Here is a 14,256-nt window from a genome sequence, read left to right as displayed (position 1 = left end):
AAGTGAGTTAGGGATAGTGGAAACCTAGTGAGACAATGAATTAAGAAAGATCCTTTACAAAAAAGAAATCTGAAATTATAGTAAGATTTCTCGGTGAGAATCGTTACAATCTACAAGAGAGTATAGACTTATGACTATACTGAATTTTGGGTGGTAACACGATAGCTTCGTCCCTTTTTAAGGGAGGAAGCTTTTTTTGTATATAAAAATAAAATAAGTGAGGATGATAGATAAGATGAAAATGAAAGAAACGCTTCATTTAGGAAAAACAAGCTTTCCAATGCGTGGAAACTTACCGGTAAGAGAAGTTGAATGGCAAAAAGAATGGGAAGAAAACGATCTTTATGGTCAAAGACAAAAATTAAATGAAGGAAAACCAACCTTTATTTTACATGATGGTCCTCCATATGCTAATGGAAACATCCATTTAGGACACGCACTAAACAAAGTAAGTAAAGATATTATTGTTCGATTTAAATCAATGTCAGGTTTTCGTGCACCATTTGTTCCAGGTTGGGATACTCATGGGTTACCAATTGAACAAGTATTAACAAAAAAAGGTGTTAAACGCAAAGAAATACCTAGAGCAGAATACTTAGAAATGTGTAAAGAATATGCACTTAGCCAAGTTGATAAACAACGTAATGATTTTAAACGCTTAGGTGTATCAGGAGATTGGGATAACCCATATATTACTCTAACACCAGATTATGAAGCAGCTCAAATTCGAGTATTTGGAAAAATGGCTGAAAAAGGATATATTTATAAAGGATTAAAACCAATTTACTGGTCTCCATCTAGTGAATCTTCGTTAGCAGAAGCAGAAATTGAATATAAGGATATCAAATCTGCTTCAATCTATGTTGCATTTGATGTAAAAGACGGTGGAGATGTTTTAGATAATGATACAAGTTTTGTTATTTGGACAACAACACCATGGACACTACCTTCAAACTTAGCAATCAGTGTAAATCCTGAATATGTTTATGTTGTGGTAGAAGCAGATGGTAAAAAATTTGTCGTAGCAAAAGAATTGTTAGAAACTGTCACAAAAGAAATCGGTTGGGAAACTGTTTCGGTTATTAAAGAGATTAAAGGGACAGAATTAGAAAATCTAACAGCTCAGCACCCATTTTACGATAGAGAATCACGTTTGATTTTAGGTGATCATGTAACTCTTGATGCAGGGACTGGTTTGGTTCATACGGCTCCTGGACATGGGGAAGATGACTACATTGTATCTCGCAAATATGGTATCGATGTTATTTCACCTGTAGATTCTCGAGGATGTTATACAGATGAAGCACCTGGATTTGAAGGTATCTTCTATGATAAAGCTAATCCTATGATTACTGAAATGTTAGAAAAAAGTGGTCATTTATTAAAATTAGATTTCTTTACTCATAGTTACCCACATGATTGGCGTACAAAAAAACCTGTTATTTATCGTGCAACGCCACAATGGTTTGCATCAATTGATAAATTTAGAGGCGATATTCTATCTGAAATTGAAAAAGTAGATTGGATTATTCCTTGGGGTAGAACTCGTCTTTATAATATGGTTCGTGACCGTGGGGATTGGGTTATTTCTAGACAACGTGCATGGGGCGTACCATTACCAGTCTTTTATGCAGAAAACGGTGAAGCCATCATTACACCAGAAACAACAGAACATGTGGCGAATTTATTTGCAGAACATGGGTCAAAAATCTGGTTTGAAAAAGAAGCAAAAGAATTATTACCAGAAGGATTTACTCATCCAGGTAGTCCAAATGGTAAATTTACAAAAGAAACTGACATCATGGATGTATGGTTTGATTCTGGGTCATCTCATGAAGCTGTATTACGTGGCAGAAGTGACTTATCATTCCCAGCAGATTTATACTTAGAAGGTTCTGACCAATATCGTGGTTGGTTTAACTCTAGTATCACAACAAGTGTAGCCATCAATGGTGTAGCTCCATACAAAGCGGTATTGTCTCAAGGATTTACATTAGACCCACAAGGACGTAAACAAAGTAAATCTTTAGGAAATACAATTGAGCCTAATAAAGTGACAAACCAAATGGGTGCAGATATTTTAAGACTTTGGGTATCAAGTGTAGATTATGAATCAGATGTGAAAGTGGATATGAACACATTGAATCAAATTGCTGAAGTATATCGTAAAATTCGTAATACAATGCGTTTCTTACTAGCTAATACATCAGACTTTGATGCGAAAAAAGACCGTGTTGAATATGATAAATTACGTTCAGTTGATAAATATATGATGATTCGTTTGAATGACACAATTAAAACAATTCGTGATAAAGGGTATGAGAACTATTCATTTTCTACAGTGTATAAAAGTTTAGTTAATTTCTGTACAAATGACTTGTCAGCTTTCTATTTAGATTTTGCTAAAGATGTTGTGTATATTGAAGCAGGAGATAATCATGAGCGTCGTGCTATGCAAACTGTCTTTTATGATATTTTAGTTGCGCTAACTAAATTAATGACACCAATTTTACCATTTACCTCAGAAGAAATTTGGTCTCATTTACAAGAGGAAGAAGAATTTGTACAGTTATCTGAACTTCCAGGATATGATACTTATCCAGATCAAGATTCAATCATGGAAATATGGGATGGATTCATGGAAGTGAGAACACATGTCTTAAAAGCTTTAGAAGAAGCTAGAAATAATAAATTAATTGGTAAATCATTTGAAGCAAAAGTGACTATCTATCCAAATGAGCCAACAGCTATGTTGTTAGATGCATTAAATACTAATTTGGCGCAAGTATTGATTGTTTCAGATTTAGTTGTTGAAAAATCAACAACTAAAGTACCAGAAAAAGCTATGAAATTTAATGATGTCTCTATTTTAGTGGAACCTGCTCAAGGTAAAACGTGTCAACGTTGTCGTGCAATCAAAGAAGATGTAGGTAGTCATAAAGAATTACCTACATTATGTAATCGCTGTGCTGAAATTGTTGAAGCGAATTATCCTGAAGCTGTAGCAGAAGGCTTAGAGTAAAACTAAATAAATGAGCCTCAAATTATCAGTAGATAGTTTGAGGTTTCTTTATGAAAAAGTTAGGGAATTTAGATAAAGGAGAAATATGATGAAAAAATTAAATCGCTTGGTGTTAGGTGCAACGATCTTAGTGACACTAACAGGTTGTGTAAGTGGTAAAAAGAACCAAACAGCAGAGTCAACGCAATCAAGTGCAACTGTTAATATCACACTAAAGGAAGACCATAAAGAGATTGATTCAAAAGGAGTTAGTGTGAAAGATGAGGCTGTTTTATATGATGTAATGAAAGATAACTATGATATTGAAGATACAAAAGGGTTTATCACATCCATTGACGGTTATAAACAAGATGAAAAAGAAAATAAGTATTGGTTATATACAATTAATGGTAAACAAGCTGAAAAAGGGGTTCAAGAAACAAACGTATCTGATGGTGATAATATTGAGTTTGATTTATCTAAATTGGATTAGGTAGGTCATTTTAGTGAAACACATTCGAACAAATGATTTAACCATGATGGCTTTATTGACAGCTTTTTGTGTAGTCGGTAGATTATTAATGGTTTTTATACCAAATGTTCAACCTATTACAGCAACACTTATTTTAGTGACACTTTATATGGGAAGACTTGAAGCAATTGTAATTAGTTCTCTTTCTATTTTAATTACAAATTTTTATTTAGGTATGGGAATTTGGACAATTGCTCAAATTTTATCTTTTTGGTGTGTCATTTTATTAGTAGTTAGTTTAGATAAATTGACTAATGTAAAAAATAACAAGGTATTACAACTTATTTTGTGCATGATATCCGGTTTAGGGTATGGCTTTCTAATTTCAGTGATGTTAGCACCTGTATTTGGAGTAACAAACTTTTGGGCATACTATGTGACTGGCATGAGTTTTGATATCATGCATGCTTTCGGAACAGTATTTTTTTATATCATATTAAAGAATCCTTTTATTTATATAATTAATAAAGAAATGAAAAAAAGAGGTAGCTGAGCTATCTCTTTTTTATTTGGTCGATGATCGAATAACTAATTCTTGTATAATGGGAATAGGTGAAAAAGTTGAGTTTTTTAATTCACTATAAAGATAGTTAAAACAATTGGTTGCTTGGGTTTCTAAATGACAGTCAACGGTAGTTAAGTGAATAATTTCGCTGATAGCGTTATTATCAAATCCCATAATACCAATATCTTTAGGTATTGAATAACCTAAAAGTTGCAATTCAGAGATACATTCAGCCGCAATGAAGTCGGTATAAAACACAAGGCAGTCAGGTCTATTTGATGTTTCATGCCATTTTTTTGCAATGTTTCGTCCAATTTGATAAGGTTTAGCGTTTAAAAAAATCCATTCCTCTTTTTTTTCTAACTCTGGGTGTCGCTCATAAAAGTAATTAAGAGCATTGATTCGAGCAAGGGTATTTTTATTATTTTTATAACCTAAAATGTGCCCAATATTTTTATAACCTCTGCTAAGTAAAAATTCAAGAGACATTAGATAGCTATCGTACTGATTGACATAAGATGAATAAATATCGGGAGAGTCAATTCTGTGCCAAGTAGAAATAGGACCGTATTTTCTATAAGGTTTAATATCATCCCAAGAGTTGCTTCTAGTGAATATAAAGACAGCGTCCACTTGCTTATATTTCATTAAATTTAACGCATCCAGTTCTTTTTCTTTATCACCAGCTGTAACATATAAGTTGACATAGAAATCATATTTTAACGCCGTTTTTGTGAAAGTATTTAAAAAGATACTGGTATATTGATTAAAATCGTGAGAGATGAATGCAATCGTTTTTGTTAAACCAGATTGTAAATTTCTTGCTAACATATTTGGAATATATCCTAGGTCATCCATTGCTTGTTCAATTTTTTGTCTAGTTGCATCACTAACGTATCCATTTTTTGAAACAACGCGAGAAACAGTTGATTTTGATACACCAGCTTTTTTTGCTACATCAATAATTGTTGTCATAAATAGACCTCCATTTATAAAAATTATACCAAAAAAAACTTGACATGGGAATGTTCCCATAATGTAGACTTTAAGTATGAAAAATATAAGGAGGCAATACAATGGGATTTAGAAAAGATTTTTTATGGGGTGGCGCAACGGCTGCTAACCAATGTGAAGGCGCTTATAATTTAGATGGACGAGGATTAGCTAACGTTGATTTAGCTCCAGTTGGACCAGATCGTGGTGCTGTGATTACTGGTGAAATGAAGATGTTTGATTTTGATGACAACCATTTTTATCCAGCAAAAGAAGCCATTGATATGTATCATCGTTATAAAGAAGATATTGCTTTATTTGCAGAGATGGGATTTAAAACATATCGCTTATCCATCGCATGGTCTCGTATTTTTCCAAAAGGTGATGAGGCAGAACCAAATGAAGCAGGTTTAAAATATTATGAAGATTTATTTAAAGAATGTAAAAAATATGGTATTGAACCACTGGTGACGATTACTCATTTTGATTGCCCAATGCATTTAGTAGAAAAATATGGTGCATGGAGAAGTCGTGAATTAGTTGGATTTTATGAAAATCTTTGCCATGTGATTTTTAATCGTTATAAAGGGCTAGTTAAATATTGGCTAACCTTTAATGAAATTAATATGATTTTGCATGCACCGTTTATGGGAGCAGGCCTTTACTTTGAAGAAGGTGAAGACAAGGAGCAAATTAAATATCAAGCAGCACATCACGAGTTATTAGCTAGTGCAATCGCAACAAAAATTGCACATGAAGTAGACCCTGAAAATCAAGTAGGATGTATGTTAGCAGCAGGAGCTAATTATGCTTATACAAGTAAGCCAGAAGATGTTTGGGCGGCAAGAAAAGCTGACAGAGAAAATTATTTCTTCATTGACGTTCAATCTCGTGGGGAATACCCAGCCTATGCATTAAAAGAGATGGAACGAAAAGGAATTAAGTTACCTATAGAAGAGGGTGATTTAGAACTCTTAAAAGAACATACTGTAGATTTTGTTTCATTTTCTTACTATTCATCACGAGTACAATCAACTGATCCATCTATTAATGAGCAAACAAGTGGCAATATTTTTGAATCATTAAAAAATCCATACTTAGAAGCGAGTGAATGGGGGTGGCAAATTGATCCACTTGGATTGCGTATTACACTAAATGATTTATACGATCGCTACCAAAAGCCATTATTTATTGTTGAAAATGGCTTAGGTGCGATTGATACACCTGATGAGAATGGTTATGTGGTAGACGATTATCGCATAGAATATTTAGCAGAACATATTAAAGCGATGAAAGATGCCGTAGAAATTGATGGTGTTGATTTATTAGGCTATACAACTTGGGGATGTATTGATTTAGTTAGTGCAGGGACAGGTGAGATGAAAAAACGTTACGGATTTATTTATGTTGATCGTGATAATGAAGGAAACGGGACTCTAAAACGCAGTAAGAAAAAATCATTTAATTGGTATAAAAAAGTGATTGAAACAAATGGAGAAGATTTGAGTAATTAATGAGACTAGTGAAAGATTGCAGAATTTTTCTGGAATATTTTTTATAAAAAAAGTACGGTTATTGTTTACAAGAAAGCGCGAACATGTTATTATCTTTACATAAAGGATTGTAACTGCTAGGCAGGCAAGACCTAAATTGAATGAAATAGTGTATGAATAGGATATTTCAGATTGTATTCTGAAATAATCTTCGTTGTACTCTTTTTTCAATCAGTTTAGGTCTTTTTTGCATTCAAAAATGTAAGGAGGAATTATCATGGCAAAACTTTCAAATAGAGAGTTAGCAATACAAGTTTTAGAATTAGTTGGAGGAAAAGAAAATGTTAACAGCGTGGTCCATTGTGCGACTCGTTTACGTTTTAAGTTAAAGGATGAATCGATTGCCAAAACGGAAGAGATAAAAAATAATCCTGATGTCATACAGGTTGTGGAAAGTGGTGGACAATATCAAGTTGTTATCGGAAGTCGAGTGTCTGATGTTTACAATGAATTATTAGAAGTATCTGGTTTAGGTGAGTCAACAGATGAAGAGAAAAAAGATAATAATCTATTTAACAAATTTGTTGATATTATTTCTGGTGTCTTTACACCATTTTTAGGAGCTTTAGCAGGAACAGGGGTATTAAAAGGGCTATTATCTATTTTATTAATTACAGGAGTGTTAACAGATACCTCTGGAACATATCAAATACTTTATGCAGCATCAGATGGGTTAATGCAGTTTTTACCATTTGCAGTGGCCTTTACTGCAGCTAAAAAATTTAAAACAGATCCATTTATTGCGTTATCCATTGCTGGAGCATTATTGTATCCATCCATTACACAAATGGCAGGAGAGCAAGCGCCGCTTTCATTTTTAGGAATTCCAGTTATTATTAGTCCAACAGGATACATGCAAACAGTGATTCCAATTATTTTATTTGTTTGGTTACAAAAATATGTTGAGAAATTTATGAAAAAAATTATTCCTGAATTTTTAAAAATTATTTTAGTACCGATGCTGACTATTATGATTATGGTTCCTTTAACTTTTGTTGCGATAGGGCCTTTAGGAACAATTATTGGAGCAGGATTAGGAACAATTTATACAGCAGTATTTAATTTTAGTCCTATTTTAGCCGGAGCTGTAATGGGTGGTTTGTGGCAAGTATTTGTTATGTTTGGAATGCATTGGGGCTTAATTCCTATTATGTTAAATAATTTAACGCAGTATGGTTTTGATACTTTATCACCAATGTTATTAGGCGCTGTATTAGCTCAAGCCGGTGCGTCTTTAGCAGTAGCATTAAAAACAAAAAGTGAAAAAAGAAAAGCATTGGCAGTTTCAGGAACTTTGACGGCCGTATTTGGTATTACTGAACCAACTGTTTATGGTGTTACTTTACCGCTTAAAAAACCATTTATTGCAGCTTGTGTTGGTGGTGCAGTTGGTGGAGCTATTATTGGTGGAGCTGGCGTTAAATTATTTGCTAGTGGTTTAATTAGTATTTTATCTATACCTGGTTTAGTTAGTACCATTGATGGTGTCGAATCTAATGTTATGGCAGGAATTATTGGTAGTATTGTATCTATTGTAGTGGCTTTTGTATTAACATTAATTTTAGGATTTGATAAAGAAGAACAAACATCTGATAGTCAAAATACAGAAAAAACAGGAAATAATCATAAAGTTGGAACAAGAGAAGAATTAGTCTCTCCAGTATCTGGTGAAATTGTATCATTATCTGAAGTTAAAGATGAAGTATTTTCTTCAGGGGCATTAGGAAAAGGTATCGCAGTTAATCCAACAATTGGTGAATTATATGCACCAGCAACAGGAGAGATTACGACTGTTTTTCCAACAGGACATGCCATTGGAATGACAACAATTAAAGGAACAGAAATTTTAATTCATATTGGGATGGATACAGTTGAGCTTGAAGGTAAAGGTTTTGATGTAAAAGTAAAACAGGGTGACAAAGTAAAACAAGGTGACCTCCTAGGTTATTTTAATATCGATTATATTAAAGAGTCAGGAAAACCTGTTGTAACCCCGATTGTTATCACAAATTCAGATCAGTGCTTAGATGTTTTAACATTAGATCAATCAGATATAGTAGCGGGTGAAGAGTTATTAGTTGTAGTAAAATAACATTGTTTTTTTAAAGATCTATAAATAAAATAAATCTGTTAAAATTTGTTTATTAAATGTATAATATAATAAAGGATTATTTATTTAATCAAAGCTTTATAGAAGAGGGCACTAATGATGATTATAAAAAAAGTGTTGAATAATAATGTGGTTATATCTGAAAATAAGGATTTTCAAGAAGTAATAATGATGGGAAAAGGGATAGCTTTCAATAAAAAAGCTGGTGATATGATTACTGTCACATCTGTTGAAAAAATGTTTGTCAATCATTCTGAGAATGAGAGACAAGAGATGGAGAAATTAGTCGAAAAAATACCAACAGAAATCATTGAAATATCAAAAGAAATCATGTTGCTAGCAGAAAAAGAAATAGGATACAATTATTCAGAGAAGTCTTATTTAAGTTTAACGGATCATTTGTATTATGCGATTGAACGAGCTAAAGAGAATAGTTCCTTACCTAATCCTTTATTATTTGATATAAAAAAATTTTATCCAAAAGAATTTAAAGTATCTTTAAAAGCAATTGAAATGATAGAGGATAAGTTAGGTGTAAACTTGACGGAAGAAGAGGTAGGTGTGATTGCACTACATTTAGCAAATAGTGTGACAGATTATCAAGATATGGCAACAACGATGAAAAACACAGAGATTGTAAAAAATATATTAAATATTGTTAGACGATATTTTGGATACGAGTTTGATGAACATTCAACAAACTATCAAAGAATGGTGACCCATATTCAATTTTTTGTTCAACGAATCATGAATAATGAATTAAGTGAGGAAACAGATGATTTTTTGTATGAATTAGTTCAATCAAAATATCCAAAAGCCTTTCAATGTAGTTTAAGAGCGAGAGACTATCTTTTAACTAAGTATGATGTTCCCATCAATCAATCAGAAATAATCTATTTAACGATTCATATCAATAGGGTAATGGATAATAAAGGATAAAGAAGGAGTACAAGTACTTCTTCTTTCAGAGTGAAGACAAACTAATTACTTGTGTCTTGCTTTTTCAACATTAATAGTCACTCCGTTTCTCTATTTTACCAAAAAAAAAGACGAAGTATCGAAATTTATCAATACTTTGTCTACAGTCTAAGTAGTCTCATAATTAAGAGACTACTTTTTTACTTTCTATTCGTTAATCCAATGGGGTATCTGGTGGAATGTTTTTTTCTAGTGTTTGAATTTCTTGTTCTAAAGTTTTAATCTCCTGTTTCTTTTCTTCTAAGGTTTCTTTCTTTTCTTCTAAGGTTTCTTCTTTATCTTCTAATGGTGATTTAATTAGATAGTTCCATAAGATAGCAAATAGCGTTCCAATAAACGTATCAATGACACGGTCGATAGCATACGTGAAAGAACTAGTTTTTGGAATAGAGAAGCATAAGAACAATAATGTCGCGACACCACCGATAATTCCTTTTTGATTTTTTAAACGAGTCGAGACAGTGATGGTGACTAAAACAAAAAATGGCACAAGGAAGATTTCCCCAATGGATTGGTTAGGGAGTTTTAGTAAACAAATATAGTATAAAATTCCAGCAATTCCGCCAATGGTGTTACCAAGTATTCTTGATTTTCCAAAACTCATGGTAGTTGACATATCCTCACGTAAAGCAAAAACAGCAGCTAGTGTGGCTACCATTGGGGAACCACGATGTGTTAAGTGAAAAAAAATAATGCAGCACATAACAGCAATTGAGGTTTTAAGTGTTCGTAAGCCAATTCGATATTTTCCAATAACCATCTGATGAGCATTCTCCTATTTATTATGATTTACCGGAACGGAACGTTGGTAGTCATTTATTAATTTAGTGGTATACGAAATATTTTGCAACGTTTCATTTGTGACGATTAAAGTTGCACCATTTGCTCTATCAATAGCAGAGAATAAAGCATCTGCTGTCTCGTTTGCTACGTCATCATATAATTCTTTTTCTTGTGATAAACTAGTTTCAATATAAAGTTGAAGGGATTCAATGTTATTGATGATAATCTCTAAACTACCTTGAATTGACACTAATTTAGTGTTGTCTACATCAACTGCCTTTTTAGAAATAATACTTTTTAGTTCTTTATTATAGGACTTAATTAGTTTATTATCTTTTTTTAAAGTAGATAATAGTTTTTCGCGTTCTTCATAACTTTTATTTAGACTGCTTGTTTCATTACCTAAAATATTGGTTATTTTTTTTTCATGAATATCTTTATCATAGGTTGTTGAAAAATTTTCAATAAGTGTATTTAAAGAGGAAATAGTTGCTTTTTCTTCTTTTAGTTGTTGATTGATGTTTTTTGTGACTGTGACTGATTGATCCAATTCTTGTGTAATACCGCACGCACTTAAAGTAAACAAAAACAAAAATGTGACTAAAAATGGTTTAATACGTGTCATAGAGTAACCCTCCTCAATATATCCCTATAATAAACGAAAGAGGAGTATTTTTCTAGTATTTGACGGGAAACAAATTTTGACTTTAAATAGAGTAAGGATAAAGTGTGAAAAGAGGAATAATATGAAAATTGGATTACGTACCATAAAAACAGCTTTAACAGCATCTATCGGGATTTGGTTAGCAAGCTATTTGGGGTTTAAATACGCCTCAACAGCAGGGGTTGTGGCTATTTTAAGTGTGACAAATACGAAACGTTCATCTGTTAAGATAGGAATTGGTAGGCTGTTAGCATTTATGCTAGCAACAATTATGGCTTATTTCTGGTATCACGTAATAGGATATAATCCATTAGCCTATTGTTTGCTATTATTATTTTATATTCCAATTGCTGGTAAATGGAAAATGCCTGAAATTGTCCCAATCAATTCAGTTCTGATGACTCATTTTTTAAATGAAAAATCTATGGCCCCGTGGTTAGTTTTTAATGCATTTGGTTTGTTGTTCATTGGGGTGACCTTAGCACTTATTGCTAATTTACATATGCCTAGTGTAAAAGAAGATATCGAAGAAAATAAACAGGTAGTTGATAAAACAATCCAAAAATTATTGATGCAGTTTTCAGAGATGCTTTATAGAAAAGATGTAGAAAATGAATGTAATGCTTTACTTGAAGGATTATCTAAATCGATTAAACAGGGAAAGCAATTATCAAAACGTCATATGGAAAATCAGTTACTATCACAAGATGAGTATTACTTAAGTTATTTTGATATGAGATTACGTCAATTTGAAACATTAGAAGATATGAATGAGTTAATTAAACAAATTGATGTCGATAAAGATGTCGCAGAAAGTGTAGAAACGTTACTATTAAATATCGCAGAAACTTATGCTGAAGACAATAATGCGCTATCTTTAAAAGAAGATGTATTAGAAGTATTCCAAATGTATGAAACAAAATCATTACCAACATCACGAACAGAATTTGAAAACCGTGCGAAATTATATCAATTATTATTACAAATTCAAACATTTATTGATATTAAAGTAAACTTTAGTCAAATGAATGAAAAAATGTTGTAGTTTTTCTAAACTTGTCTAGTTAAACGATGTATTTGATTCAAAAGTTTTATTAAATATAGTAGAATGAAAAGAGATATTATATTATTTAGTTGATTTAATAGATAAGAAAGAGGATGACGTGTATGCATCAAGCAATGGTTAATATTATGTTAGATCGTATAAGAGATCAATTTATTAGTGAAGACACATTTTGTAAAAATATTTTAGAATTACCTATAGAAATATGGTCAGATTGGAAAAAAGGTTTAGTACAGTTACCAAATGATAAGATGCAAAAGATTAAAAATTTATTTTCTGACTATGAATGGATGTTGATCCAAAAGATTGTCAGTCAGACAATTATGTTTCCAGAAAAAAGAAATTATGCAAGTGTCGAATATAAACGTTTAAAAACAGTGATTGCTAATACATGGATTAAATCTGGTGTAGCAAAAGTTGAATTAATTACCCAACAGCGTTTTAGTGATAGAGAATTGTTAAACGTCCCACAAAAACATGTAGTTGTTCTACGTGTTGTGATGAACTATGGTGAATGGGGATATGATGACATATTAGAATTCTTTATGCCAGGAATTGTACAACAGCAAATAGAAGAATCAAAAGTTGATTTAATCGAATGGCTAGATGAAAATTTGACAGACACTTATGCAGAAGAAAATACTCAACATAAGGGAAATGACTAGTATTCATGGCTAAAAAGATATTCATCGGTATTATCAGTTGTTTTATTGCACTGGGAGTATGGTTTAAAGTTGGGGATAACCAAGAAGCAGTAGAAAAAACAACTCAAACAAATCAGGTGAAAGAACCAGTTCAATCTACAGTAAAATCAGATGAGGCATATCCCGGAAATGCAACAGATTGGGATCTTATTTTAGTTAATAAAGATAATAAGATTGAAAAAGAACCAACTAATTTAAAAGAATTACCTAATGGTGAAAAAATTGATAGTCGTATCTTTGATGCATTTAATGCAATGGTGAATGCAGCTGATAAAAAAGGATTTAAAATAGTGACCATCTCAGGCTATCGATCTGTAGCAGAACAAACGGCGATTGTAGAGCGAGATATTGCAAGCTATAAAGCACAAGGCCTTTCTGATGAAGAAGCAAAGAAAAAAGCAATGGAATATTTAACAGAACCAGGACTAAGTGAACATCATACTGGTTTAGCTATTGATATTTTGGATCAAGATTGGTACAACAAAGGTAACATGCTAGAAGGGGAATTTGGTGATACAGATGCTGGAAAGTGGATTGAAGAAAATGCTTGTCAATATGGGTTTATTGTTCGCTATGAAAAAGGCAAAGAGTCAATAACAGGTATTAATTATGAGCCATGGCATATTCGTTATGTCGGTAAAGCTAATGCCTTATATATGAAAAAACACAACTTGTCGCTAGAAGAATATGTTGAAATGATTAAAAAGTAGGTAATTTATGGCGAAAAAATATACAAGAAGATATGGTAATCAACGTAAAGTAACGTTACCCTTAGTATTAGGTTCGTTACTTTTAATGGTTGGGTTAATTGTTTTTTTATTAAGTCTAAGAGGATTAAGTGATACCATTCCAATGACGCAATCAGATGTGTCAAATTCTACAGATAAACAAGCTTTTATTGAAGAAATTGTTCCGGTTGCTAAAGAGATGCAAGCTAGTCATGGTATTATGCCGAGCATTGTTTTAGCTCAAGCTATTTTAGAATCAGATTGGGGAACAAGTGAATTAAGTGCCAAATATAATAATTTATTTGGTATTAAATCTTTTAGTGCCAATGATCATTCGGTAAAACTTGAAACAAAAGAGTATAAAGATGGCAAATGGGAAACTATTAAAGCAAACTTTAAAGTATATGCTAGTTGGTCAGATTGTATTAGAGATCATACGTTGTTGTTTGTGCAAGGCGTTGATTGGGACCCTTATTTATATCAAGGGGTGTTATTAGCAGATGATTATCAGACTGCAGCTAGAGCTTTACAAGTTGCTGGATACGCTACAGATCCAGGGTATGCTGATAAGTTAATATCTCTCATTAAAGAACATCATTTAAATCAATATGATTGATAAATTGAACTTTAATGTTTTGATTA

General features: G+C 32.3%; 13 protein-coding genes. 10 read left to right on the top strand and 3 right to left on the bottom strand.

The window, feature by feature from the left end; genetic code table 11:
* Positions 1-235 precede the first annotated feature (235 nt).
* The 3 genes from ileS (at position 236) to G314FT_RS00155 (ending at position 4,026) form a co-directional block, all read left to right on the top strand.
* A complete protein-coding gene (gene ileS, locus G314FT_RS00165; RefSeq protein WP_257701504.1) occupies positions 236-3,022 on the top strand; it encodes an isoleucine--tRNA ligase in 2,787 nt (928 codons plus the stop codon).
* A gap of 88 nt (positions 3,023-3,110) precedes the next feature.
* A complete protein-coding gene (locus G314FT_RS00160; protein WP_257701502.1) occupies positions 3,111-3,494 on the top strand; it encodes a DUF4430 domain-containing protein in 384 nt (127 codons plus the stop codon).
* Positions 3,495-3,507: 13 nt separating this feature from the next.
* The gene (locus tag G314FT_RS00155) at positions 3,508-4,026 is read left to right on the top strand and encodes a hypothetical protein (protein WP_257701500.1); all 519 of its coding nucleotides are present in this window, start codon (positions 3,508-3,510) and stop codon (positions 4,024-4,026) included.
* Positions 4,027-4,038: 12 nt separating this feature from the next.
* Here the strand turns inward: G314FT_RS00155 and G314FT_RS00150 are convergent, their stop codons facing one another.
* Positions 4,039-5,013, bottom strand: a complete 975-nt coding sequence (locus G314FT_RS00150; RefSeq protein ID WP_257701498.1) for a LacI family DNA-binding transcriptional regulator — start codon at positions 5,011-5,013, stop codon at positions 4,039-4,041.
* 101 nt (positions 5,014-5,114) lie between these two features.
* On the opposite strand from G314FT_RS00150, the gene G314FT_RS00145 reads away from it, so the two are divergent.
* The 3 genes from G314FT_RS00145 to licT all read left to right on the top strand — a co-directional run bounded on the left by G314FT_RS00145 (position 5,115) and on the right by licT (position 9,633).
* Positions 5,115-6,545 (top strand): 6-phospho-beta-glucosidase, encoded by a 1,431-nt coding sequence (locus G314FT_RS00145; RefSeq protein ID WP_257701496.1) that lies wholly within the window; start codon positions 5,115-5,117, stop codon positions 6,543-6,545.
* A gap of 256 nt (positions 6,546-6,801) precedes the next feature.
* Complete coding sequence (locus G314FT_RS00140) at positions 6,802-8,676, top strand: beta-glucoside-specific PTS transporter subunit IIABC (RefSeq protein WP_257701494.1); 1,875 nt, start codon at positions 6,802-6,804, stop codon at positions 8,674-8,676.
* A gap of 114 nt (positions 8,677-8,790) precedes the next feature.
* The gene (gene licT / locus G314FT_RS00135; protein WP_341481161.1) at positions 8,791-9,633 is read left to right on the top strand and encodes a BglG family transcription antiterminator LicT; all 843 of its coding nucleotides are present in this window, start codon (positions 8,791-8,793) and stop codon (positions 9,631-9,633) included.
* Positions 9,634-9,826: 193 nt separating this feature from the next.
* On the opposite strand, the gene G314FT_RS00130 is transcribed toward licT, so the two are convergent.
* Positions 9,827-10,432, bottom strand: a complete 606-nt coding sequence (locus tag G314FT_RS00130) for an FUSC family protein (RefSeq protein WP_257701492.1) — start codon at positions 10,430-10,432, stop codon at positions 9,827-9,829.
* A gap of 15 nt (positions 10,433-10,447) precedes the next feature.
* Positions 10,448-11,080 carry a hypothetical protein gene (locus G314FT_RS00125; RefSeq protein WP_257701490.1) on the bottom strand — a complete coding sequence of 211 codons (633 nt, stop codon included), beginning with the start codon at positions 11,078-11,080 and terminating at the stop codon, positions 10,448-10,450.
* Positions 11,081-11,201: 121 nt separating this feature from the next.
* Here G314FT_RS00125 and G314FT_RS00120 point away from each other — a divergent pair, with 121 nt between their 5' ends.
* The 4 genes from G314FT_RS00120 to G314FT_RS00105 all read left to right on the top strand — a co-directional run bounded on the left by G314FT_RS00120 (position 11,202) and on the right by G314FT_RS00105 (position 14,230).
* Positions 11,202-12,164 (top strand): aromatic acid exporter family protein, encoded by a 963-nt coding sequence (locus G314FT_RS00120; protein WP_257701488.1) that lies wholly within the window; start codon positions 11,202-11,204, stop codon positions 12,162-12,164.
* 122 nt (positions 12,165-12,286) lie between these two features.
* Complete coding sequence (locus tag G314FT_RS00115) at positions 12,287-12,847, top strand: hypothetical protein (RefSeq protein ID WP_117972560.1); 561 nt, start codon at positions 12,287-12,289, stop codon at positions 12,845-12,847.
* Positions 12,848-12,852: 5 nt separating this feature from the next.
* Positions 12,853-13,596 (top strand): M15 family metallopeptidase, encoded by a 744-nt coding sequence (locus G314FT_RS00110; RefSeq protein ID WP_257701484.1) that lies wholly within the window; start codon positions 12,853-12,855, stop codon positions 13,594-13,596.
* A gap of 7 nt (positions 13,597-13,603) precedes the next feature.
* Positions 13,604-14,230: a glycoside hydrolase family 73 protein gene (locus G314FT_RS00105; protein WP_257701482.1), complete on the top strand. Its 627-nt coding sequence runs from the start codon at positions 13,604-13,606 to the stop codon at positions 14,228-14,230.
* Positions 14,231-14,256 lie beyond the last annotated feature (26 nt).

This window comes from Vagococcus luciliae, assembly GCF_024637875.1.
Classification (GTDB): Bacteria; Bacillota; Bacilli; order Lactobacillales; family Vagococcaceae; genus Vagococcus; species Vagococcus luciliae.
Note: the sequence above shows the minus strand (reverse complement) of the source record. Positions and strands in the feature narration are given on the sequence as shown.

Excerpts from the sequence above, each read along its gene's own strand:
- G314FT_RS00120 (WP_257701488.1), top strand. The coding sequence starts at position 11,202 with ATGAAAATTGGATTACGTACCATAAAAACAGCTTTAACAGCATCTATC.
- G314FT_RS00110 (WP_257701484.1), top strand. The coding sequence starts at position 12,853 with ATGGCTAAAAAGATATTCATCGGTATTATCAGTTGTTTTATTGCACTG.
- G314FT_RS00105 (WP_257701482.1), top strand. The coding sequence starts at position 13,604 with ATGGCGAAAAAATATACAAGAAGATATGGTAATCAACGTAAAGTAACG.
- licT (WP_341481161.1), top strand. The coding sequence starts at position 8,791 with ATGATGATTATAAAAAAAGTGTTGAATAATAATGTGGTTATATCTGAA.
- G314FT_RS00130 (WP_257701492.1), bottom strand. The coding sequence starts at position 10,432 with ATGGTTATTGGAAAATATCGAATTGGCTTACGAACACTTAAAACCTCA.
- G314FT_RS00145 (WP_257701496.1), top strand. The coding sequence starts at position 5,115 with ATGGGATTTAGAAAAGATTTTTTATGGGGTGGCGCAACGGCTGCTAAC.
- G314FT_RS00150 (WP_257701498.1), bottom strand. The coding sequence starts at position 5,013 with ATGACAACAATTATTGATGTAGCAAAAAAAGCTGGTGTATCAAAATCA.
- G314FT_RS00125 (WP_257701490.1), bottom strand. The coding sequence starts at position 11,080 with ATGACACGTATTAAACCATTTTTAGTCACATTTTTGTTTTTGTTTACT.
- G314FT_RS00160 (WP_257701502.1), top strand. The coding sequence starts at position 3,111 with ATGAAAAAATTAAATCGCTTGGTGTTAGGTGCAACGATCTTAGTGACA.
- G314FT_RS00140 (WP_257701494.1), top strand. The coding sequence starts at position 6,802 with ATGGCAAAACTTTCAAATAGAGAGTTAGCAATACAAGTTTTAGAATTA.
- G314FT_RS00115 (WP_117972560.1), top strand. The coding sequence starts at position 12,287 with ATGCATCAAGCAATGGTTAATATTATGTTAGATCGTATAAGAGATCAA.
- ileS (WP_257701504.1), top strand. The coding sequence starts at position 236 with ATGAAAATGAAAGAAACGCTTCATTTAGGAAAAACAAGCTTTCCAATG.